This window comes from Amycolatopsis sp. NPDC114504, assembly GCF_055633595.1.
In genome coordinates this window covers 674,510-695,061 of sequence record NZ_JBVKDU010000006.1, presented here as the reverse complement: position 1 = coordinate 695,061, position 20,552 = coordinate 674,510, and the positions used below count along the sequence as shown (strand labels likewise).

The following is a 20,552-nucleotide window of genomic DNA, read 5'->3' as shown; positions in this document are numbered from 1 at the left end:
ACAAAAGTCCGAGGGGAGGGCGATGACGACCAGCGCCGGCGAGCTGTTGCAGCTGGTCAGGACCGGGCAGGCGACCACGCGAAAAGCCCTGCTCACGCGCACCGGGCTGTCGCGCACGACGCTCACCGCGCGGCTCGATCGGCTCCTGGACGCGGGCCTGCTGGCCGAGGGTGGCCACGAGGACTCCACCGGCGGCCGCCCCGCCCGGCAGCTGCGCTTCGACGACCGGCACGCCGTCGTCCTCGCCGCGAGCGTCGACACCATGCACGCCGAGGCCGCGCTCACCGATCTGGCCGGACGGCGGCTGGCCCACCGCGCGGGTGACCTGCGCGTCGCCGACGGCCCGGTGCCGGTGCTCGGCCGGATCACGGAGTGGTTCGAGGAGATGCTGGCCGAGGTGGACCGGCCGGTGTGCGGCGTCGGGATTTCCGTACCGGGCCCGGTCGAGCGCGGCAGGGTCCTGCAGCCGCCGATCATGCCCGGCTGGGACGGCTACCCGATCGACGCGCACCTCGAGGCCCGCTTCGGTGCCCCGGTGCTGGTCGACAACGACGCGAACCTGATGGCGCTGGGCGAGCACCGCGCCCGGTACCCGGACTCGGCCGCGCTGGTGGTCGTCAAGGCGTCCACCGGGATCGGCGCCGGCCTGGTCATCGGCGGCGAGGTGTACCGCGGCATCGACGGCGGCGCGGGCGACATCGGGCACGTCCGGCTGCCCGGCCACCCCGACGCGCGCTGCTTGTGCGGCTCGCTCGGCTGTCTGGCCGCGGTCGCCGGCGGCGGCGCGCTGGCCGCCCGGCTGACGGAACTGGGCCTGCCGACGACGTCGGGCTCGGGCGTCCGCGAGCGAATTCTGGCCGGTGAACCCGAGGCGGTGCGCCTGGCCGAGGAGGCGGGGCGGGAGGTGGGGGAGGTGCTCGCGACGCTGGTCTGCGTGGTCAACCCGGGTGTGCTGGTGATCGCCGGCGACCTGGCCGAACCGCATTTCGTGGCCGGCGTGCGCGAAGTGCTCTATCGGCGCGCCCTGCCGCGTTCGACGCGGAACCTTCGCGTCGAAATCGGTGGCCGCGGCGAAGCGCTCGGCGGCGCGGTGGCGATGGTCGTCGAGGCCGAGTTCGCCGCGGCCGCGGTGGACCGGCGGCTCGAAGCGCGCGCCTGACGGCCGAAGTACCGTCAGCCGCGGACTGTCCGGAGTGGACGGAGCAACCGACTTTCGTAGGTGGTGGGCGCCCGGCCCGCGTGGTCCGCACTACCGTTACGAATCGGACGTACCTCTCATCGGGGGCTATTCCTCGCGTAATTCGAGTGACAAATCGGATTTCCGTACCACGCTCCGGGATCCGTGAATTCGCGACCAGATAACGGTTCCGCAAGTACTTCCCCGCGAGCGGAACACCGATCTAGTCTCGTCCGGTGTTCCAGGCCCATTTACTGGGGGCCGCTTTAGAAGAGGGAGATTTCTGTGCGAAGAAGCTCCACCCTGCTCCTTTCGCTCGCGGTGGTGGGTGGCCTGACCGGCGCCCTGCCGGCCACGGCGTCCGCGCAGGGGCGTCAGGACATTCCGCAGTCGCACCCGTTGTGGGCGAACGCGCAGGCGAAGGTCGCCGACACGGCGGCCGCGTCCAAGCTGAGCTTCCGGGTCTACCTGAACCAGCGCGACAACGCCGGTGCCGAGGCGCTGGCGCAGGCCGTGTCCGACCCGGACAGCAAGACCTACCGGCAGTACCTCAGCACCGACCAGGTGCGTGACCGGTTCGCCGCGAGCGACGCGACGGTGAACGCCGTCAAGGCGTGGCTGACCGGCAGCGGGTTCAGCATCGGGGACATCCCGTCGAACCGCGCCTACGTCGAGGCCACCGGCACCGCCGGCCAGACGCAGAACGCGTTCGGGGTCAAGCTGGGCAAGTACAAGGTCAAGGGCCAGACCCTGCGCGCCGCCGACAAGAACCTGTCGGTGCCGGCGAACCTGGCGGCCGACGTGCTCGGCGTCGTCGGCGTCGACCAGGCGACCAACCTGTTCAAGCCGGACCACGACACGGGTTCCGCGACGCCGTCCGACGTCGCCCCCGGCCCCGGGTTCCGCAACGCGCGGCCGTGCAGCGCCTACTACGGCGAGAAGGTCGACACCACCGATCCCGCCTACAACGGCAAGCACCTGCCCTACGCCCCCTGCGGCTACACCCCGGCCCAGCTGCGCTCGGCCTACGGTGTCGACAAGGTCGGCGCGGACGGCAAGGGCACCACGATCGCCATCGTGGACGCGTTCGCCTCGCCGACGATCTACTCCGACGCGAGCACCTACGCGAAGAAGAACGACCCGCAACACCCGCTGAAGCAGAGCCAGTTCAAGCAGCACGTCTTCCCGGCGAACCCGGTTCTCGAGCCGCCGGACCAGTGCGACGCGGCCGGCTGGTACGGCGAGGAGACCCTCGACGTCGAGGCCGCCCACGGTCTCGCGCCGGGCGCCGACATCCTGTACGTCGGTGGCGAGTCCTGCGAGGACAACGCCCTCGACGAGGCGCTGAACTACGTGATCGCCGGCCACAAGGCCGACATCGTGTCGAACTCCTACGGCGACACCGGCGAGGACATCCCGGCCGACGAGGTCAAGGTGTTCAACCAGATCTCGCTGCAGGCGGTGCTCGAGGGCATCGGCGTCTACTTCTCCTCGGGTGACAACGGCGACGAGGTCGCGCGCCTCGGCACGCCGTCGCCGGACTTCTCCGCCTCGGCGCCGTGGATCACCGCGGTCGGCGGCACGTCCATCGCGATCGGCAAGGACGGCAAGCGGATCTTCGAGACCGGCTGGGAGACCAGCAAGTCGACGCTGACCAACGGCGTCTACGGCCCGGCGGCCTACACCAGCGGTTCCGGTGGCGGCACGAGCCGGCTGTTCGCGCAGCCCTTCTACCAGAAGGGTGTCGTGCCGGACGCGCTGGCGAAGAAGAACCAGACCGGCAACAACAAGGGCCGCGTGGTGCCGGACATCTCGGCGATCGGTGACCCGAACACCGGCTTCCTGGTCGGCCAGACGCAGACCTTCCCGGACGGCGCCTACTACGACCAGTACCGGATCGGCGGCACGAGCCTCGCGTCGCCGGTGTTCGCCGGCATCATGGCCGTGGCCGACAGCCGCGACCACTTCCACCACGGCTTCATCAACCCCGTGATCTACAAGCTGACCTCGCGCACGCCGGCGATCAGCGACGTGAAGCACGTGGACGCCGCGGTGGAGCGCGTCGACTTCGCCAACTCGGTCGACGCTTCGGGCGGCCTGCTCACCTCGGTGCGCACGCTCGACTACCAGGGTCTGACGATCCACACGACCCCGGGCTACGACGACGTGACGGGTCTCGGCACGCCCAACGGGCTGCTGTTCCTGCTGCTCGTCTAGCGAGTGATTCCGAAAGGGCCCCCTCGTCGCTGCGGCGAGGGGGCCCTTTCACGTCCTGAGCGGGATGAGCGCGCGGACTGTCGTTCCACCGGTGCCGCCGCGCACCTCGAGCTCGCCACCCAGTGCCTCGACTCGGTCGCGCAGGCCCGCCAGGCCACTGCCGCCGTCGAGGGACGCGCCGCCGACGCCGTGGTCGGTCACCGACACGCGCAGCTCGCGGCCCGCCACCGCGATCCGCACCTCCGCGGAATCGGTCTGCGCGTGCTTGAGGGCGTTCGTCAGCGCCTCGGACGCCACGAAGTACGCGGTCGCCTCGACGGCCGCGTCCAGCCGGGGCACCGTGCCGACCGTCAGGGCGACCTCCATCGGGATCCGGTCGGCCAGCGAACGCACGGCCGGGACCAGGCCAGCTTCGGTGAGGATCGCCGGGCGGATGCCGCGGGCCAGTTCGCGCAGCTCGGTGATCGCGGTCTGCAGCTCCTCGACCGTGCGGGTCAGCAGTGCCCGGACCTCCGCCGGCAGCGACCCGCCGTGCCGCCGGCCGGCCATCCGCAGCAGCAGCACGACGCTGACCAGCCGCTGCTGGGCGCCGTCGTGCAGGTCGCGTTCCAGGCGGCGGCGCTCCTCGTCGCCGGCCGCGACGAGCCGGGCCCGCGACGCCCGCACCTCGGTCAGCCGCTGCTCGAGCTCCGCGGTCAGCCGCTGGTTGTCCAGCACCAGCCCGGCCGCCGCGTTCAGCGCGTCGATCGACCGGCTGTCCTTCCACACCTCGTCGTCCTGCACGAGCGCCGCCAGCCCGGTGCCGTCGCGCTCCAGCAGCAGCCGGATCATTTCGGCGTTGCCGACGCGGGCGCGCAGCACGCCGGCCAGGAACGCCAGCGGCCACAGGCAGAACAGGATCCGGTACGCCTGCAGCATCGGCTCCGACAGCGGGTGCGCGTCCCCGAGCGCCGTACCGATCCCCGACGCGAGCGCGCCGAGCAGCGCGATGGCGATCACCGGCGACAGCAGCCGCCGCTGCGGCAGCCGGCCGGTCAGCCACCGGTAGAGCAGCACGACGATCACCCCGGCGCTGATCGCCGTCGCGGCGAGCTCCAGCACGCGGTCGGCGACGCCGCTGCCGTCGTGGCCGGCGGAGATCGCCAGCAGGTCGCGCGGGTCGTCGTTGAACAGGAGCCCGAGCACGCCCAGCGCGAACACCACCGAGTAGGACGCGGAGACGAGCAGGCGTTCCCACCGCGACCGGAGCCTGCCCTGGGGGAAGGCGAGCACGAGGTGCGCGATCACCGGGCCGGACGCGGCGCGCAGCGGCACGGCGATCGTGTACAGCACCGGGTCCGGGGCGAACTGCAGGTCCTCGAGGAACAGCGCGACGCCGGCGAGCGCGATGAGCACGCCGATCGGGTTCGCCGGGCGCCGCACGTGCGCGACCGCGCCGGCGAGCAGGAACAGGAACCCGGTGACGGTGCTCAGGGCCGTGTCGAGCGCGGTGTGGCTGCCTTCGCCCGCCTTGAGGACCAACGCCGTGACGCCGAGCCCGAGACCGGCCGCCAGCAGGCCGGTCATCACGAGCGTCCGCGGATGCTGGACCACGCAACCCTCCCCGGTGAGCCTCGCCGGTCAATCCTGGCGGGTGTGTGCGGCGGTCCGGCAGCGGCTAACCGTGATTCGTCCGTTCGGGCCGTCGCGTTACACCACGCGGGCGCGCTTTAGGGTGATCCGGAACAGGAGGCGCCACATGAACGGACTGGGTGCGGAGGTCTTCGGCGGGCGCATGCCCACCGGCGGCCGTGACCTGGCGATCGAGACCCACGGCATCGCGCCGGTGCCGGAGGGCAACCGCTTCGGGCGGCCGTGGCGCCTGTTCAGCGTGTGGTTCGCGCCGAACCTGACCATGACGGCGGTGTTCACCGGCACGCTCGCGGCGTCGCTCGGCCTCGGGTTCTGGACGGGCCTGGCCGCGATGCTCGCCGGCACCGTGCTCGGGTCGCTGCCGGTGGCGTACCTGTCCACCTGGGGACCGCGCACCGGCACCGGCCAGCTGCCGCTCGCCCGCCTGCCCTTCGGTGGCGGCGTCGTGCTGCCGGGGCTCATCCAGTGGCTCGGCTCGATCGCCTGGGACGCGCTGGTCGGCCTGTTCGGCGGTGAGGCGCTGGCCGAGCTGACCGGGCTGCCGTTCTGGGCCGCGGTGCTGATCGTGCTGGTGCTGCAGTGCGCGCTCGGTGTGTTCGGCTACGCCCTGATCCACCGCGTGCAGGCCGTGATGAGCGTGCTGCTGGTGCTCGCGTTCGCCGCGCTCGCCGTGAAGGTCCTTTCCGGACACGCGATCGCGACCGCCGACACGGCGTCGGGCGCCGACCTGGCGGGCGGTGTCGTGCTGTTCACGACGATCACGTTGTCGCTGGCGATCTCCTGGGCGCCCTACGCGTCGGACTTCAGCCGCTACCTGCCGGCCGGGACGTCGTCGCGGTCGGTGTTCTGGGCGACGCTGCTCGGCCTGACGGCGTCGTACGCGATCGGCGAAGGACTCGGGCTCGCGCTGGGGTCGTCGCTGGGCGACCAGACGGCGACCGGGGTCGCGGCGCTGCTCGGCGGCGGGTTCCTGGGCGCGCTGGCGCTGACGGTGATCGCGCTCGCGGCGGTGTCGTCGAACGCGATGAACGACTACAGCGGCTCGCTGGCCCTGCAGACCGTCGGTGTCCGGCTGCGGCGTCCGGTGTCGGCGGTCGTCGTCACGGTGCTCGCGTTCGCGCTGATCCTCTGGATGCACAGCGGCGAGCTGGCGGCCAAGTTCCAGAACGTGCTGCTGTTCGTCAGCTACTGGATCCCGCCGTTCCTCGGCGTCGTCATCCCGGACTGGCTCGCCCGGACCCGCGGCGGGCGGCGGGTGGACGTCCTGGAGTCGACGTCCGTGCGTCCCTGGGCCGCGCTCGTGGCGTTCGTGGTGGGCTTCGGGGCGGCGGTGCCGTTCATGAACACGTCCCTCTACACCGGACCGGTCGCGTCGGCGCTGCACGGCGCGGATCTCGCGTACTACGTCGGGCTCGTCGTTTCGCTGGCAGCGTACTTCCTGCTGCGCGGCCGGGCTTCGGTTGACATCAAGTAAGGTAGAGGTTTGACGATGGTGTGGTACCCCTCGAAGGAGGAACCATGCCAACCGCACTCGTCACCGGGGCGTCCGCGGGCCTGGGCCGTGCCCTGGCCGCCGCACTGGTGAGTCGCAAGTGGACAGTCGTCGGCGACGGCCGGGACGCGGCCACGCTGTCGGCCGCCGCCGGGGAGATCGGCTTCACGGCCGTCCCCGGCGACGTCGCCGACCCGGCCCACCGCGCTTCGCTGGCCGACGCCTGCCCGTCCCTCGATCTGCTCGTCAACAACGCCAGCTCCCTGGGCGTCAGCCCGTTGCCGTCCTTGGGGAGCTATCCCTTGGCGGAGCTGGAAAACGTCTACCGTGTGAACGTCTTCGCGCCGCTCGCGCTGACCCAGCTGCTGCTGCCGGCGTTGACGGCGTCCCGGGGCACGATCATCGACATCAGCTCGGACGCCGCCGTCGAAGCGTACGAAGGCTGGGGCGGCTACGGCTCGGCGAAGGCCGCGCTCGACCACGTCACGGCGGTGCTCGGCGCGGAGAACCCGGACCTGGCGGTGTACGCGGTCGACCCGGGCGACCTGCGCACGGCGATGCACCAGCGCGCGTTCCCGGGCGAGGACATCTCGGACCGGCCGCTGCCTGAGACGGCCGTCCCGGCGTTCCTGCGGCTGCTGGACTCGCGTCCGCCCAGCGGCCGCTACCGGGCCGCGGACCTGCTGGTGAGCGCATGAACATCCGTTTCGACCTGCCGGAGGAGCTGTCGGCATCGGCTCCGCCCGAGGCGCGTGGCTTGGCACGGGACGAAGTCAGGCTGCTGGTCGCTTCGCCGTCGGGAGTCCACCACACGGTGTTCTCGTCGCTGGGTTCGCACCTGCGCCCCGGCGACCTGCTGGTGGTGAACACATCGGGGACGTTGCCGGCGGCGGTCGACGCCGTCCGGGGCGGCCGTCCGGTCGTCGTCCACTTCTCGACGGAGCTCGACGACGGCACCTGGGTCGTCGAGCTGCGAGCACCCGGCGGGCCGCTGCTCGACGGCCGGGCAGGGGAGCGGCTGGAGCTGCCCGGGGGAGCGTCGCTGAGCCTGCTGGCCCCGGCCGCACCGGGCTCGACGCGGCTGTGGCGCGCGGCGGTGTCGGTCGAGGGGCCGGTCGAGGGGTTCCTGACGGCGGTGGGGCGCCCGATCCGCTACGGGTACGTGCCGCGCGCGTGGCCGTTGCCGGACTACCAGACGGTGTTCGCCCGCGAGCCGGGCAGCGCGGAGATGCCCTCGGCGGCGCGGCCGTTCTCGGATGCGCTGGTCACGCGCCTGGTCACGGACGGTGTGCTGTTCGCGCCGCTGGTGTTGCACACGGGGGTGTCCTCGCCCGAGGCGGGCGAGCCGCCCCAGGCCGAGCGGTTCCGGGTGCCACCGACGACCGCGGCACTGGTGACGTGGGTGCGTGCCCGAGGCGGCCGGGTGATCGCGGTGGGCACGACGGTCGCGCGGGCGTTGGAGTCCGCACTGCCCGAGGGGCCGGCGGAGGGCTGGACGAACCTGGTCCTGGGCCCGGACCGCCCGGCGCGGGTGGTGGACGGAATCGTGACGGGCCTGCACGCCCCGGACGCGTCCCACCTGCTGTTGCTGGAGGCGGTGGCGGGAAGAGCCCTGGTCCAGCGCGCGTACGACGCGGCGGTGGAGCGCCGATACCTGTGGCACGAGTTCGGCGACGTGTCCCTGCTGCTGCGCCTCTGACTTCGGTGTGGCGTTCGGTGCGGGACGCCGGACGCCACACCGGGGCTCAGCGGGAGCGAGCGCTTGGCCAAGCCGGCCGCAGGGGGTGCCGGCAGGATTCCTGCTCCGGTGACCGAGCCTCCGGGCCGAGCCGCGTGACCGAGCCCCGCAGACCGAGGCGCGTGACCGAGCCGCGTGACCGAGCCCCCGGACCGAGGCGCGTGACCGAGCCGCGTGACCGAGCCGCGTGACCGAGCCGCGTGACCGAGCCGCGTGACCGAGCCGCGTGACCGAGCCGCGTGACCGAGCCGCGTGACCGAGCCCCAGAACGCCCCCCCAGCAGGGCCCGCCCACCCTGGGGGCCACCCCTGTTCCAGCGTATCGCCGCATCCCGACGAAAAGCCGGAAAACCGCAGCCCGGGCCCCGATTACCCACATCAGGCCAGGGCTGTGGACAACTAGTGCCGAGCCTCCGCGTGGTCCCGCCGGGACCGGAGAAGCCCGGCCACCGACACCACCGCGATCCCGAGCCCCACGCCCGTGACGATCGAAGCCACCATGGTCGCCTCGCCCGTGACCAGGCCGAACGCCCCGCCCAGGTACACCGGGATGCTCACCGCCACCGGCAGCCAGTTCCGCAGCGCGAACGCCCGGTCGGAGGCCAGCCACAGCACCAGCGTCACCGCCGCTCCGGTGATGACCGGGATCGCCCAGACCACCAGGCTCGTCACCGCGTCCATCCCGAGCGACTTGAACCACTCGAACGTCGCCTGGCCCATTCCGATGAACAGCACGACCAGCGCCACGCGGACGCCGGTGGCTCCCTGGCCCCGTCGGCTCGTCATGTTCCCTCCCGAGTTCGTCGTCACTCGTACCACGTCCGGGTGACGTCGGAGGTTGCCTCGGTGCGCCGGACGGTTCGCCACCGCGCGGCCACGACCAGCAGGAAGATCACCAGTGGGACCGCCATGAAGACGAGCACGAACGTGTGACCCCGGGACGCCGACCCGGTGACCAGGCCGAACAGCCCGAGAACGGTGACCGGGGCGGCCGAGCCGAGCAGCGGGAGCTCCCGGCGGGCCGGCCGCTTCCCCGTCGACCGCCAGTACAGGAAACCGGCGGCCGGGCCGGTCAGGATGAGGGCCACCACCAGCACCACGGCCGTCCATTCGCCCACGCCGAGCGCGGTCAGCCAGTCGGCGCCGATCGGACCGAGCGTGAGGCTCGCCCACGTCGCGAGCGTCACCAAGGTGACCAGCCGGATCTCCGCGACCGTCTTCATGCGTCCCCCTCGAGAAGTCGTCGAGAGCACCACGCGCGAGCGGTCCGGACGGTTGCCATAAGCGCACCTGGTCGCCGATGTCAAGAAATCTCACCGGATTTCCCGAGATGCGGATGGCTATGCGCCCTAGTGGGTGACCGTGCGAACCTCGCCCCGATACCGACCCCGAAAGGCGATGCCGACGTGCGCACCCACCACAGAACCCGCTTCCTGGCCTCGGCGCTGGCCGCCCTGACCGCTGTGGGCGTGCTCGCGGGCTGTTCCCGCGCCGCGGAGAACACCGCCACCCCGGCCGCGAACGAGGGCAGCGCCGGCGAGGTGCGGCTCGGGTTCTTCCCGAACGTCACGCACGCGCCCGCGCTGATCGGCGTCAAAAAGGACTTCTTCCAGAAGGAGCTGGGCTCGACCAAGCTCACCACCCAGACGTTCAACGCGGGCCCCGAAGAGGTCAACGCGCTGCTGGGCAACTCCCTCGACATCGCCTTCATCGGCTCCGGCCCGGCGATCAACGCCTTCACCAAGTCCAAGGGCACCATCCAGCTGATCTCGGGCGCCGTCTCGGGCGGTGCGCAGCTGGTCGTCAAGCCGGACATCACCAGCGTCGACCAGCTCAAGGGCAAGACCATCGCCACGCCGCAGCTGGCCAACACCCAGGACGTCGCGCTCAAGAAGTTCCTGGCCGGCAAGCAGCTGACCGGCCAGGTCAAGATCACCAACCTGGACAACTCCAAGACGCTCGACGCCTTCAAGAAGGGCGAGCTCGACGGCGGCTGGCTGCCCGAGCCGTGGTCCTCGCGGCTGGTGCTCGACGCCGGCGCCAAGGTCCTGGTCGACGAGAAGACCCTGTGGCCGGGCGGCCGCTTCCCGACCACCGTCGTCATCGTGCGCAGCGAGTTCCTGCAACAGCACCCGGACACCGTCAAGGCCGTCCTGAAGGGCCAGCTGGCCGCGATCGACTGGGCGAAGGCCAACCCGGCGGACGCGAAGACCGTCGTCAACGGCGCCCTCAAGGAGCTGGCCGGCAGCAGCCTGAGCCAGGGCGTCATCGACCGCGCGTTCTCCGGCATCGAGCTGACCACTGACCCGATCCCGGCCGAGTTCCCGCAGCTCGCGCAGGACTCGGTCACGGCGGGTGTGGTCAAGTCGGCGGTAGCGTTGAAGGGCTTCGCCGACTTCGGTCCGCTGAACGAGGTCCTCAAGGAGACGAACCAGCCCGCCGTGAACGCTCCCGAACTCGCCAAGTGATCTCGAGAGGCAGCCAGCGATGACCACGACCCTCCCGACCGGCCGGAGCAGCTTCACCGGCGCGACCGCGGTCCGGCTCGACGGCGTCCGCAAGACGTTCGGCCCGGCCGGGCGGGCGGTCGTCGCGCTCGACGGCGTCGACCTCACGGTCGCGCCCGGCGAGTTCGTCTGCCTGCTCGGCGCGTCCGGCTGCGGCAAGAGCACGCTGCTGAACCTGGTCGCGGGGCTCGACGCGCCGTCGGCGGGGGAGATCACGCTGAACACGTCGCGGCCCGCGGTCATGTTCCAGGAGGCCGCGCTGATGCCGTGGCTGACCGCGGCCCGCAACGTCGAGCTGCCGCTGCGCCTGGCCGGCTTCGGCCGTGCCGAGCGCCGCGAAAAGGCCGCCGAGCTGCTGGACCTGGTCCGGCTGACCGACGCGGGCGGCAAGCGGCCGCACGAGCTGTCCGGCGGGATGCGCCAGCGGGTCGCGCTGGCCCGCGCGCTGGCCGCGACCCTGCGCGTCGGCGGCGACCCGGAGCAGGCGCTGCTGCTGATGGACGAGCCGTTCGCCGCGCTCGACGCCATCACCCGCGACGTCCTGCAGGGCGAGCTGCTGCGCGTCTACCGCAGCACCGGCACGTCGGTGCTGTTCGTGACCCACGACGTGCGCGAGGCCGTCCGGCTCGGGCAGCGCGTCGTGCTGCTGTCGTCGCGGCCGGGCAAGGTCGTGCGCGAGTGGACGGACGTGCCGCTGGCCGACGCCGAGGAGCTCACCGAAGAGATCACCGCGCACCTGCGAGAGGTGATCAGCACCCATGCCGCAGCTTGACCAAGCCGGGGAGCCCGACCTCGACGCGGTCGGCGCCGGACTGGACTCGCTCGACGCCCCGGTCGGCGAGCGCCGCCCGAGCTTCTGGAAGCGGTTCGCCTGGGGTTTCCTGCCGCCGGCGGCCGCGCTACTCCTCCTGATCGTCGTCTGGCAGGTCCTCTGGGCCGCGGCGTTCTGGTCGGAGGCGCAGCTGCCCGCACCGCTCGCGGTGTGGGACGAGTTCTGGAGTCGCGTCGTCACCGGCGAGGTGTTCGGGTTCGTCTGGACGTCGGTCCACCGCGCCGCGCTCGGCTTCGTCGCCGGCGTGCTCATCGGCACGCCGTTGGGCCTGGTCGTGGCGAAGGTCCGCGTGGTGCGAGCCGCGATCGGGCCGCTGCTCTCCGGGCTGCAGAGCCTGCCGTCGGTGGCGTGGGTGCCGGCCGCGATCCTGTGGTTCGGCATCAACGACGGCGCGATCTACTTCGTCGTGCTCCTGGGCTCGGTGCCGTCGATCGCGAACGGCCTGGTGTCCGGCATCGACCAGATCCCGCCGATCCTGCCGCGCGTCGGCCAGGTGATGGGCGCGAACCGGCTCTCCTCGGCCCGCCACATCCTGCTGCCGGCCGCGCTCCCGGGGTTCCTCGCCGGGCTCAAGCAGGGCTGGGCGTTCTCGTGGCGCTCGCTGATGGCGGCGGAGCTGATCGCGTTGTCGCCGCAGCTGGGCGTCGGGCTCGGCGCGTACCTCAACCAGGGGTCGTCGCTCAACAGCATCGAGACGGTGATCGCGGCGATCTTCCTGATCCTGCTGGTCGGCGTCGGGATCGAGCTGCTGGTGTTCCGCCCGCTGGAGCGCGCGGTGCTGCGGGCCCGCGGGCTGACCGCGTCGCTCTAGTCCCCGCGGATGTCGAAGCCGGGCTCCCGGCCTCGACGTACCCTTCGCAAGCGTCGCTCGAGCGAAGGAGTTCCTGTGGTTGACGTGCTGTTGGAGGGGATCGCGTTCGGCGAGTCACCGCGCTGGCACGACGGCCGGCTGTGGTTCGCCGACTGGGTGGCGCACGAAATCGTCGCGGTCACCCCGGCCGGACGCCGCGAGGTCGTGTTCCGCGCGGACTTCCCGACGATGCCGATGTGCTTCGACTTCCTCGACGGGCAGCCGCTGATCGTGTCCTCGTCGGACGGCCTCCTGCTGCGGCTCTCCCCCGACGGCTTGACCACCCACGCCGACCTCGGCGGGAGCGGCTTCAACGAGATCGTCGTCGCGGGTGACGGCGGCTGCTACGTCAACGGCGGCGGGTTCGACCTGATGGCGGGCGAGGAGTACCGCCCGGGGTCGATCCGGCACGTCAGCCGGGCGGGCGTGGTCCGCGAAGTGGCGGACGGCATCGCCTTCGGCAACGGCATGGCTCTGACCCCGGACGGCGGGACGCTGATCGTCGCGGAGTCGTACGCGAACCGGCTGACGGCCTTTTCGGTGCTCCCGGACGGCGGGCTGACCGGCCGCCGGGTGTGGGCAGACCTCGGCCAGGGCGTCCCGGACGGCATCGCCCTCGACGCCTCGGGCGCGGTGTGGGTGTCCGACGTGCCGGGGCGCTCGTGCACCCGGGTCCGCGAGGGCGGGGAAGTCCTGGAGCTGCTGACGCTGGAACAGGGCTGTTTCGCGTGCGCGCTCAGCGAGGACACGCTCTACCTGGTGTCGCAGGAGTGGCGCGGGCTGGGAGGAGTCGGTGAGGCGGAGCGGACCGGCCGGATCCTGACCCACCCGGTCCTCGCCGGCGCTCACTCCACCGCGACCTCGAGCGAAAGCTGCTGAAGGAGCTGCAGGACGTCGGGTCCGGGCTGGTCTTCTTCATAGGCTTCGACGACCTTGACGAACCCCAGCAGCAAACCGCGCAGAACGGCCTCCTGACGGCGGGCCAGCTCGTCGACGGCCTGCTTGACGACGTCCTGGACCTCTTCGGCGTATTCCGGCGGCACGGCGGAGTCCGCGGTCAGCGTGAAGTCGAGGGCACCTTCGAGCAGTTCGGGATAGCCGCTCGAGCCGGGCTCGTCGCCCTCGCCCTGCAGGTTCAGGCGAAGCCGGTAGACCGACGCCAGCAGGCCGATTCCGGTCTGCACCAGGTCCGTGTCGTCCATGCCGAGAGCATGACACGCGATCCGCGGCCGCGCCGCTCGCCGGGACGACAGAAACCCCGGACGGAACGCCCGGGGTTTCTGTGCGTGAGGCTCAGCGGCCGCGGCGGCCGCCCGCGCGAGTGCCGGACGAGAAGGCAGCCGCGCCGCCGGAGCCGCGGTTGCCCGCGGCCGAAGCGCCGGAACGGGCCGCGCCACCCGAGGCGGCCGGGGCACCCGACCGTCGCGAACCGCCCGAGGCGGCGGCACCGGAGCGTCGCGAACCACCGGAAGCGGCACCCGACCTGCGGCCACCGGACTTCTCGGCGGCGGCCGAGCGGGCCTCCTGGCCGGCGGCGCGAGACCGCTGTCCGCCCCGGTTCTCCTTGGGCGTGGCGGGGGCGCCACGGCGGCCGCGGCCGCCGCCCGGCGCCGCGCCCGAAGCCGTGACCTTCTTCGGCCGGTTGTCCACCGGCGGGCGCTTCGGCGACGCCGTGAAGGAACGCTCACCCGGGGCCAGCTCCGCCAGCAGCGGGTGACCCGGGCCGAGCTGGGTCGTCGTCGGCTTGATGCCGGCCTTGCGCGTCAGGTCCCGCACGTCGCGGACCTGCGCGTCGGTCATCAGCGTCACGACCGTGCCCGACGCGCCCGCGCGCGCCGTGCGGCCCGAGCGGTGCAGGTACGCCTTGTGCTCGACCGGCGGGTCGGCGTGGATGACCAGGCGGACGTCGTCGACGTGGATGCCACGGGCCGCGATGTCGGTCGCGACCAGCGTCTTCGCCGCGCCGGACGAGAACGCTTCGAGGTTGCGCGTGCGCGCGTTCTGGCCGAGGTTGCCGTGCAGCTCGACGGCCGGGACACCGGACGCCACGAGCTTGCGGGTCAGCGCCTTCGCGCGGCTCTTCGTCCGCGTGAAGACGAGCGTGCGGCCCGGCGCGGCGGTGAGGTCGACCAGCACCGGCAGCCGGTGGGTCTCCTCGAGGTGCAGGACGTGGTGTTCCATCGTCGACACCGGCGACTGCGCCGAGTCGACGCTGTGCGTGATCGGGTCGTTCATGAAGCGCTTGACCAGCACGTCGACGCCGTTGTCCAGGGTCGCGGAGAACAGCATCCGCTGCCCGCGCGAGGGAGTCTGGTCCATGATCCGGCGCACCTCGGGCAGGAAGCCCAGGTCGGCCATGTGGTCGGCCTCGTCGAGGACGGTGATCTCGATCGCGTCGAGCTTCACGTGCCCGGAGCGCATGTGGTCGGCGAGCCGGCCGGGGCAGGCGACGACGATGTCGACGCCGTCACGCAGCCGGGTGATCTGCGGGTTGGCCGAGACACCGCCGAAGATGGTGGTCGTCTTCAGGCCCAGCGGCTTGGCCAGCGGCAGGATGGACGCCTCGATCTGCGTCGCGAGCTCACGGGTCGGCGCCAGGATCAGCGCGCGCGGACGGCCGGGCTTGCGCCGCGTCGGGCCCGCCGAGAGGCGGGCCAGCAGGGGCAGCACGAAGCCGTAGGTCTTGCCGGAGCCGGTCCGGCCGCGGCCGAGCACGTCGCGCCCGGCGAGGGTGTGCGGCAGGGTCGCCGCCTGGATGGGGAAGGGCGCGGTGACGCCCTGAGCGGCCAGCGAGTCCACGAGGGTGGCGGGCAGGCCGAGTTCAGCGAAAGTCGTCATAAGTGCATGTGGGCGCAGGGGCGCCCTGGTCTCCGTTACCTGAGAAGGGTTGTCCTGCCCGGCGCAGACCGGTCAACGGCCGCGGCGCGTGGTAGTCGACAACAGCAGCGGGCCGAGGCAGAACTGAGCGGCCCGCATGATCAGTGTACCAATGAGGGTGACGTGGCCCCAGTGAGATTGCCCGCACCTAGGGGTCTTGCTAAGTTACCGGTCGGTAATCAAGGAGGAGCGTCCATGCTGCTGAACCCGCACGAGTACGACCCGGCTCACTTCGACGCGGAAACGCGCCGGTTGCTCCGGGCCACCATCGACTGGTTCGAGCAGCGCGGCAAGGCGAAGCTGGCCGAGGACTACCACGCCCGCACCTTCTACTCGGACTTCCTCGAGTTCGCGGGCAAGGAAGGCCTGTTCTCGACCTTCCTGACGCCGTCCGCGAACGCCGGCGGCAACCCGGACAAGCGCTGGGACACCGCCCGCGTCGCCGCGCTGTCGGAAATCCTCGGGTTCTACGGCCTGAACTACTGGTACCCGTGGCAGGTCACGATCCTCGGGCTCGGCCCGGTGTGGCAGAGCGGCAACTCCGCGGCGCGTGAGCGCGCGGCGGCGGCGTTGGACGCCGGCGGCGTCGGCGCCTTCGGACTGTCCGAAAAGGACCACGGCGCCGACATCTACTCGTCCGACCTGGTGCTGACCAAGGACGGCGACGGCTACCGCGCCACCGGCTCGAAGTACTACATCGGCAACGGCAACTGCGCGCGCACGGTGTCGGTCTTCGGCCGCATCGACGGCGTCGAGGGCCCGGACCAGTACGTCTTCTTCTACGCCGACTCCGAGCACCCGAACTACCACGTGGTCAAGAACGTAGTGCCGTCGCAGATGTACGTCGCCGAGTTCCGGCTCGAGGACTACCCGGTGACCGCCGACGACATCCTCCACGTCGGCGCCGAAGCCTTCAGCGCCGCGCTGAACACCGTCAACATCGGCAAGTTCAACCTCTGCTTCGGCGGCATCGGCATGGCGACGCACTCGCTGTACGAAGCCATCACGCACGCGCACAACCGCGTCCTCTACGGCAAGCCCGTCACGGACTTCCCGCACGTCCGCCGCGAGTTCGTCGAGGCGTACGCGCGGCTGACCGCGATGAAGCTGTTCTCCGACCGTGCCGTCGACTACTTCCGCAGCGCTCACGCCGAAGACCGCCGCTACCTGCTGTTCAACCCGATCACCAAGATGAAGGTGACGACCGAGGCGCAGAAGGTGATCGGCCTGGTCGCCGACGTCGTCGCGGCCAAGGGCTTCGAGGCGGACACGTACCTCGCGATGTCCAAGAACGACATCGACGGCCTGCCCAAGCTCGAAGGCACGGTGGCGGTGAACCTCGCGCTGATCGCGAAGTTCATGCCCGCGTACCTCTTCGCGCCGCAGGAGTACGCGCCGGTCGGCACCCGCACCGACGCCGCGGACGACGAGTTCCTCTTCCGCCAGGGCCCGGCGCGCGGCCTGTCGAAGGTCCGCTTCCACGACTGGAAGACCGCGTACGCGGGGGCGTCGCACATCCCGAACGTCGCGCTGTTCACCGAGCAGGCGGGTTACCTCGTCAAGCTGCTGACGGAGGCCGCGCCGGACGAGGCCCAGCAGGCCGACCTCGACTTCGGGCTCGCGCTGACCGAGCTGTTCACGCTCATCGTGTACGGCCAGCTGGTCCTGGAGCAGGCTGAGATCACCGGCCTCGACGAGGAGGTCGTCGACCAGATCTTCGCCGTGCTGGTGCAGGACTTCAGCGCCGCGGCGGTCGACCTCAACGGCAAGGCGAGCTCGACCGAGGCCCAGCAGGCGATCGCCCTGGCCGCGCTGCGCAAACCGGTGGTGGACGCCGAGCGCTTCGAGAACGTCTGGACGAGGGTCCGCGAGCTTTCCGGGGTCTACGCTATGCACCCGTGATGGCCAGGAAGTACCAGCTCGGCGTGACGCGCAAGGCCGCGAACGTCGTCGTGACGGCGTTGCTGGAGCGCGGGATCCCGGTCAACGGGCGCACCGGCTACCTGCTGACCACGCGAGGACGCAAGAGCGGAGTGGACCGGACCACTCCGGTCAACGTCCTCGAGGTCGGCGGTGACCGCTGGCTCGTCTCGCCGTACGGGCAGGTCGGCTGGGTGCACAACCTGCGCGCCGACGCCACCGCCCGGCTGCGGCGCGGCCGCACGCGCGAGACGTGGTCCGTCGAAGAGGCCGACGCCGCGGCGGCCGGGCCGGTGCTGCGCGCGTACGTCCGCAAGATCCCCGTGACGGCGCCGTTCTTCGACGCGAAGCTCACCGACCCGGCCGAGGCCTTCGCCGCGGAAGCCGATCGACACCCGGTCTTCCGGTTGGCAAGATCGCGAGGGTGAACCGAGAGCGGGCGGCCGAGCTGATCTGGGACGCGTGGCAGACCGGGAAGCGCCTCGACGGCCTTCCCGACGACGCCCGCCCGCGTGACCTCGCCGAGGGCATGGCCGCGCAGGTGGCGCTCGCCGGGCTGGCCGGACCGGTGTCCGGCTGGAAGATCGCCGCGACCACCGCATACGCCCGGCAGTACCTCGACGTCCCCGGCCCGCTGCCGGGCGTGATGTTCGAGCGCTACCGCCACGCCGAGGGCGAGCCGGTGCCGGCCGACACGATGACCATGGGCGTCGCCGAGCCCGAGTTCGCGTTCCGGCTCAAGGCCGACCCGGGGTTGTCGCCGTCGCTGACCGCGGTGCTCGACGCCGTCGACACGATGTTCCTCGCGCTCGAGATGCCGGACAGCCGCTACACCGACCACCAGCACGCGGGCGGGCCGCAGCTGCTCGCCGACGTCGCGTGCGCGGGCCGGTTCGTCGAAGGGCGGGCGGTGCCGGGCTGGCGCGACCTCGACCTGCCGCGCAGCCCGGTGGTCCTCCACGCGGACGGCGAGGAGTTCTCCCGCGGCAGCGGAAGTCTGGTGCTGGGCGACCCGCGGCTGGCTTTGCACTGGCTGGCGATGGAACTGCCCCGCCACGGCCTCGCGTTGCGCCCCGGCGACATCGTGACGACGGGGACGGCGACCCCGCCGTGCCCGATCCACGCGGGCGGCCACGTGGCGGCGGACTTCGGCCCGCTGGGCGGCGTCGAGGTGCGGTTCGCCGGGGTAGAGTAGTTCGTCGCGTTGGCGAGCGCGGCAGGCCACGGCACCCCGACCGGCTGACCCCCGCCGAGTGGCGGGTGGTCGACTCGGTCCGCCACGGCCTGACCAACGGCGAGATCGCCCGGCGGCGCGGCACCAGCCGGGACGCGGTCAAGTTCCACGTCGGCAACGCGGTCCGCAAGCTCGGCCTGTCCGGGCGGGCGGAGCTCCGAGCGTGGCGCGGCGCCCCGGCGGGCAGTGCGCTCACGGGCCGGGTTTCGGAGGAGGCACCGATGCTGGGACCGATCGGGCAGGTTTCGCGGACGGTGGCGGACCTCGACCGCGCGAAGGCGTTCTACGGCGAGGTACTGGGCCTCACGCATCTCTACACGTTCGGGGACTTGGCGTTCTTCGACTGCGACGGCACCCGCCTGTTCCTGACGGCGGGCGAGCCGCGCGGAGCGGAGTCGGTGCTGTACTTCACCGTCCCGGACATCAACGCGGCTTACGACACGCTGCGCGCACGGGGTGTCGAGTTCGTCGGGGCGCCGCACCTGATCTTCCGCCACGAGTCCGGGGTGGAGGAGTGGATGGCGTTCTTCACCGACCCGGACGGGCACACGACCGCGATCATGAGCCAGGTTTCGTTAGGGTGATCGGGTGCTGACGTTCCGTGCCGGGTTCTTGGTGGTGGCCGGAGTGGTGACGGCGCTCGACGCGGGATTCTGGTGGTTCGCGCAGGCCCAGCACCAGACGAACGCCCGGACCGGCTTCCTGGTGGCGTTCGTGCTGGTGCTGGCGCTGCTCGCGGTGTCGGCGGGTCTGGTCCGGTGGGAGGTGGCGGCCCCGCTGGGGGCGGCGTCGACGTCGGGCTTGTTCTTCGTGGGCGCGGCGGCGATCTTCAGCGTGGGATTCGGGTTCCTGCTGGCGGCGGTGGTGGAGGCGGCGCTGGTCCGCAGGCTGGTCGTCGACGCGTCCCCGGAGGGCTGGCACGGCGGAAACTGGCTGATCAGCTCGGCGGCCGCGGTGGTTCCGGTGGTGCTGTTCGTGGTGGGCCTGGTCGCGCTGCGCTGATCGCAGAGGACTCTTTGCGGTGTAGCAGGCGGACGGCCCCGCCACCGCGACCGGGCTCGGGAAGCGGGTCGGCGAAAGCTCCGGGACCACCAGCTGGCACCTCCGACTGCTGGCCGAGGCCGGTCTGGTGGTGGAGGACACCGAACGCGGGAACAAGCGCGAACGCTGGTGGCGCTCCGCCCAGGAGACAACCCGGATGCGGGCGGCCGACTTCATCGACGACCCGGACCTCGCCGGCCCTTTGGACGGTTCCTGAGTGAACTGCCGCGGTGGACGGAGCAGTGGTACGACAAGGCGGTTTTCGGCGACGCGAGGTTGTCCCTGACACCCGAGGAGACAGCCGCGATGAGCGCCGCGATCGACCTGGTCCGCAAGCGAGAGACCGAGCTGAGACGGGACATGGCCAGGGTGACCGGCCGAGCCGAAACCCGGCGGCAACGCCTCGGCTGGCTCCTCGTCGAAGCGGGCCTGAGGCTGGTGGCGAGCCGCCGCTCGGGCTGGGTTCCGGCAAGGTCGCCGATCGAGGCTCACTTCACCGTTGGCGGAGCCGTGCTGTGAGCGCGACGAAAGTCAGCTTCGACGTCACCACCTACGAGAAGTGAGCGGCCGGTGACGACAATGTCCCCATGCGGACGACACCCGGCATCATCGTCCTGCAACGGGACCAGGGGATCGCGGCAATCGACGCCGTCCCGCCGCCAGGCGTGATCGCCGTCGCCCGGATCGATGGTGCCGCCGCCGGGAGCGAGGACGAGCTGTTCGGCCAGTTCTCGGACGCGCTGCGCTTCCCGGACTACTTCGGCTGGAACTGGGACGCCCTCTCCGACTGCCTGCGCGACCTGAACTGGCTGCCGGCGGACCGGTACCTGGTGGTCGTCGAAGAGCCGATGCGGTTGCTGGGCGGCGACGCGGAAGGCCGGCGGATCCTCCTCGGAATCCTCGGACGGGCCGCGCGGGAGTGGGCGAACCCGCTGGGCCGGCCGCGCAACGCCGGGGTCCCGTTCCGGACCGTCCTCCTCGCCGCGGAAGCCGACGTCGAAACGCTGCGGGCCGAGCTGCGCGGCTAGAACGGGAA

22 protein-coding genes are annotated in these 20,552 nt (G+C 71.7%); 17 read left to right on the top strand and 5 right to left on the bottom strand.

Translation table 11 applies throughout. From position 1 onward, the window contains the following. Window positions 1-22 precede the first annotated feature (22 nt). Together ACZ7PG_RS45095 and ACZ7PG_RS45090 are read left to right on the top strand one after the other, a co-directional pair. Window positions 23-1,159, top strand: a complete 1,137-nt coding sequence (locus ACZ7PG_RS45095) for an ROK family transcriptional regulator (RefSeq protein ID WP_470245352.1) — start codon at window positions 23-25, stop codon at window positions 1,157-1,159. A gap of 303 nt (window positions 1,160-1,462) precedes the next feature. Next, window positions 1,463-3,394, top strand: a complete 1,932-nt coding sequence (locus tag ACZ7PG_RS45090; protein WP_470245351.1) for a S53 family peptidase — start codon at window positions 1,463-1,465, stop codon at window positions 3,392-3,394. A 48-nt stretch (window positions 3,395-3,442) separates the two neighbouring features. Here ACZ7PG_RS45090 and ACZ7PG_RS45085 read toward each other — a convergent pair whose 3' ends face one another. Next, entirely contained in the window at window positions 3,443-4,960 is a 1,518-nt protein-coding gene (locus ACZ7PG_RS45085; protein ID WP_470245698.1) for a sensor histidine kinase, read from the bottom strand. Between the two features lie 172 nt (window positions 4,961-5,132). On the opposite strand from ACZ7PG_RS45085, the gene ACZ7PG_RS45080 reads away from it, so the two are divergent. Genes ACZ7PG_RS45080 through ACZ7PG_RS45070 form a run of 3 tightly spaced genes read left to right on the top strand, consistent with a single transcriptional unit; the run spans window position 5,133 to window position 8,217 of the window. After that, complete coding sequence (locus ACZ7PG_RS45080) at window positions 5,133-6,500, top strand: purine-cytosine permease family protein (RefSeq protein ID WP_470245350.1); 1,368 nt, start codon at window positions 5,133-5,135, stop codon at window positions 6,498-6,500. A gap of 44 nt (window positions 6,501-6,544) precedes the next feature. After that, window positions 6,545-7,216 (top strand): SDR family NAD(P)-dependent oxidoreductase, encoded by a 672-nt coding sequence (locus tag ACZ7PG_RS45075; RefSeq protein ID WP_470245349.1) that lies wholly within the window; start codon window positions 6,545-6,547, stop codon window positions 7,214-7,216. Further along, window positions 7,213-8,217 (top strand): S-adenosylmethionine:tRNA ribosyltransferase-isomerase, encoded by a 1,005-nt coding sequence (locus ACZ7PG_RS45070; RefSeq protein WP_470245348.1) that lies wholly within the window; start codon window positions 7,213-7,215, stop codon window positions 8,215-8,217. The genes ACZ7PG_RS45075 and ACZ7PG_RS45070 overlap by 4 nt, the downstream gene beginning before the upstream one ends. A 437-nt stretch (window positions 8,218-8,654) precedes the next feature. Here ACZ7PG_RS45070 and ACZ7PG_RS45065 read toward each other — a convergent pair whose 3' ends face one another. Together ACZ7PG_RS45065 and ACZ7PG_RS45060 are read right to left on the bottom strand one after the other, a co-directional pair. Beyond that, the gene (locus tag ACZ7PG_RS45065) at window positions 8,655-9,041 is read right to left on the bottom strand and encodes a hypothetical protein (RefSeq protein ID WP_470245347.1); all 387 of its coding nucleotides are present in this window, start codon (window positions 9,039-9,041) and stop codon (window positions 8,655-8,657) included. Between the two features lie 20 nt (window positions 9,042-9,061). Continuing rightward, window positions 9,062-9,478 (bottom strand): hypothetical protein, encoded by a 417-nt coding sequence (locus ACZ7PG_RS45060; protein ID WP_470245346.1) that lies wholly within the window; start codon window positions 9,476-9,478, stop codon window positions 9,062-9,064. Window positions 9,479-9,661: 183 nt separating this feature from the next. On the opposite strand from ACZ7PG_RS45060, the gene ACZ7PG_RS45055 reads away from it, so the two are divergent. The 4 genes from ACZ7PG_RS45055 to ACZ7PG_RS45040 all read left to right on the top strand — a co-directional run bounded on the left by ACZ7PG_RS45055 (window position 9,662) and on the right by ACZ7PG_RS45040 (window position 13,323). Beyond that, window positions 9,662-10,723 (top strand): ABC transporter substrate-binding protein, encoded by a 1,062-nt coding sequence (locus ACZ7PG_RS45055; RefSeq protein ID WP_470245345.1) that lies wholly within the window; start codon window positions 9,662-9,664, stop codon window positions 10,721-10,723. Between the two features lie 19 nt (window positions 10,724-10,742). Continuing rightward, window positions 10,743-11,534: an ABC transporter ATP-binding protein gene (locus ACZ7PG_RS45050; RefSeq protein ID WP_470245344.1), complete on the top strand. Its 792-nt coding sequence runs from the start codon at window positions 10,743-10,745 to the stop codon at window positions 11,532-11,534. Next, window positions 11,521-12,405 (top strand): ABC transporter permease, encoded by an 885-nt coding sequence (locus ACZ7PG_RS45045; protein ID WP_470245343.1) that lies wholly within the window; start codon window positions 11,521-11,523, stop codon window positions 12,403-12,405. The genes ACZ7PG_RS45050 and ACZ7PG_RS45045 overlap by 14 nt, the downstream gene beginning before the upstream one ends. Before the next feature lie 75 nt (window positions 12,406-12,480). After that, window positions 12,481-13,323 (top strand): SMP-30/gluconolactonase/LRE family protein, encoded by an 843-nt coding sequence (locus ACZ7PG_RS45040; RefSeq protein WP_470245342.1) that lies wholly within the window; start codon window positions 12,481-12,483, stop codon window positions 13,321-13,323. On the opposite strand, the gene ACZ7PG_RS45035 is transcribed toward ACZ7PG_RS45040, so the two are convergent. Together ACZ7PG_RS45035 and ACZ7PG_RS45030 are read right to left on the bottom strand one after the other, a co-directional pair. Further along, complete coding sequence (locus ACZ7PG_RS45035; protein ID WP_470245341.1) at window positions 13,290-13,646, bottom strand: hypothetical protein; 357 nt, start codon at window positions 13,644-13,646, stop codon at window positions 13,290-13,292. The two genes, ACZ7PG_RS45040 and ACZ7PG_RS45035, sit on opposite strands and share 34 nt — an antisense overlap. Before the next feature lie 91 nt (window positions 13,647-13,737). After that, window positions 13,738-15,282, bottom strand: a complete 1,545-nt coding sequence (locus ACZ7PG_RS45030; protein ID WP_470245340.1) for a DEAD/DEAH box helicase — start codon at window positions 15,280-15,282, stop codon at window positions 13,738-13,740. Between the two features lie 234 nt (window positions 15,283-15,516). On the opposite strand from ACZ7PG_RS45030, the gene ACZ7PG_RS45025 reads away from it, so the two are divergent. From ACZ7PG_RS45025 to ACZ7PG_RS44990, 8 genes are all read left to right on the top strand, one after another. Continuing rightward, window positions 15,517-17,223, top strand: a complete 1,707-nt coding sequence (locus ACZ7PG_RS45025; protein WP_470245339.1) for an acyl-CoA dehydrogenase — start codon at window positions 15,517-15,519, stop codon at window positions 17,221-17,223. After that, window positions 17,223-17,669, top strand: a complete 447-nt coding sequence (locus ACZ7PG_RS45020; protein ID WP_470245338.1) for a nitroreductase family deazaflavin-dependent oxidoreductase — start codon at window positions 17,223-17,225, stop codon at window positions 17,667-17,669. Before ACZ7PG_RS45025 ends, ACZ7PG_RS45020 begins: the two co-directional genes overlap by 1 nt. After that, a complete protein-coding gene (locus ACZ7PG_RS45015; RefSeq protein ID WP_470245337.1) occupies window positions 17,666-18,436 on the top strand; it encodes a 2-keto-4-pentenoate hydratase in 771 nt (256 codons plus the stop codon). The genes ACZ7PG_RS45020 and ACZ7PG_RS45015 overlap by 4 nt, the downstream gene beginning before the upstream one ends. Next, window positions 18,352-19,059, top strand: coding sequence for a VOC family protein (locus ACZ7PG_RS45010; RefSeq protein ID WP_470245336.1), 708 nt, complete (start codon window positions 18,352-18,354; stop codon window positions 19,057-19,059). Before ACZ7PG_RS45015 ends, ACZ7PG_RS45010 begins: the two co-directional genes overlap by 85 nt. Before the next feature lie 4 nt (window positions 19,060-19,063). Further along, complete coding sequence (locus tag ACZ7PG_RS45005; protein WP_470245335.1) at window positions 19,064-19,477, top strand: hypothetical protein; 414 nt, start codon at window positions 19,064-19,066, stop codon at window positions 19,475-19,477. A gap of 130 nt (window positions 19,478-19,607) precedes the next feature. Further along, window positions 19,608-19,733, top strand: coding sequence for a hypothetical protein (locus ACZ7PG_RS45000; protein WP_470245334.1), 126 nt, complete (start codon window positions 19,608-19,610; stop codon window positions 19,731-19,733). 89 nt (window positions 19,734-19,822) lie between these two features. Then, on the top strand, window positions 19,823-20,035 hold the full coding sequence (locus ACZ7PG_RS44995) for a hypothetical protein (RefSeq protein WP_470245333.1): 213 nt from the start codon (window positions 19,823-19,825) through the stop codon (window positions 20,033-20,035). A 68-nt stretch (window positions 20,036-20,103) separates the two neighbouring features. Beyond that, a complete protein-coding gene (locus ACZ7PG_RS44990) occupies window positions 20,104-20,544 on the top strand; it encodes a barstar family protein (RefSeq protein ID WP_470245332.1) in 441 nt (146 codons plus the stop codon). Window positions 20,545-20,552: the final 8 nt, after the last annotated feature.

Excerpts from the sequence above, each read along its gene's own strand:
- ACZ7PG_RS45095 (WP_470245352.1), top strand. The coding sequence starts at position 23 with ATGACGACCAGCGCCGGCGAGCTGTTGCAGCTGGTCAGGACCGGGCAG.
- ACZ7PG_RS45085 (WP_470245698.1), bottom strand. The coding sequence starts at position 4,960 with ATGACCGGCCTGCTGGCGGCCGGTCTCGGGCTCGGCGTCACGGCGTTG.
- ACZ7PG_RS45080 (WP_470245350.1), top strand. The coding sequence starts at position 5,133 with ATGAACGGACTGGGTGCGGAGGTCTTCGGCGGGCGCATGCCCACCGGC.
- ACZ7PG_RS45075 (WP_470245349.1), top strand. The coding sequence starts at position 6,545 with ATGCCAACCGCACTCGTCACCGGGGCGTCCGCGGGCCTGGGCCGTGCC.
- ACZ7PG_RS45070 (WP_470245348.1), top strand. The coding sequence starts at position 7,213 with ATGAACATCCGTTTCGACCTGCCGGAGGAGCTGTCGGCATCGGCTCCG.
- ACZ7PG_RS45065 (WP_470245347.1), bottom strand. The coding sequence starts at position 9,041 with ATGACGAGCCGACGGGGCCAGGGAGCCACCGGCGTCCGCGTGGCGCTG.
- ACZ7PG_RS45060 (WP_470245346.1), bottom strand. The coding sequence starts at position 9,478 with ATGAAGACGGTCGCGGAGATCCGGCTGGTCACCTTGGTGACGCTCGCG.
- ACZ7PG_RS45050 (WP_470245344.1), top strand. The coding sequence starts at position 10,743 with ATGACCACGACCCTCCCGACCGGCCGGAGCAGCTTCACCGGCGCGACC.
- ACZ7PG_RS45045 (WP_470245343.1), top strand. The coding sequence starts at position 11,521 with ATGCCGCAGCTTGACCAAGCCGGGGAGCCCGACCTCGACGCGGTCGGC.
- ACZ7PG_RS45035 (WP_470245341.1), bottom strand. The coding sequence starts at position 13,646 with ATGGACGACACGGACCTGGTGCAGACCGGAATCGGCCTGCTGGCGTCG.
- ACZ7PG_RS45030 (WP_470245340.1), bottom strand. The coding sequence starts at position 15,282 with ATGACGACTTTCGCTGAACTCGGCCTGCCCGCCACCCTCGTGGACTCG.
- ACZ7PG_RS45025 (WP_470245339.1), top strand. The coding sequence starts at position 15,517 with ATGCTGCTGAACCCGCACGAGTACGACCCGGCTCACTTCGACGCGGAA.
- ACZ7PG_RS45020 (WP_470245338.1), top strand. The coding sequence starts at position 17,223 with ATGGCCAGGAAGTACCAGCTCGGCGTGACGCGCAAGGCCGCGAACGTC.
- ACZ7PG_RS44995 (WP_470245333.1), top strand. The coding sequence starts at position 19,823 with ATGAGCGCCGCGATCGACCTGGTCCGCAAGCGAGAGACCGAGCTGAGA.
- ACZ7PG_RS44990 (WP_470245332.1), top strand. The coding sequence starts at position 20,104 with ATGCGGACGACACCCGGCATCATCGTCCTGCAACGGGACCAGGGGATC.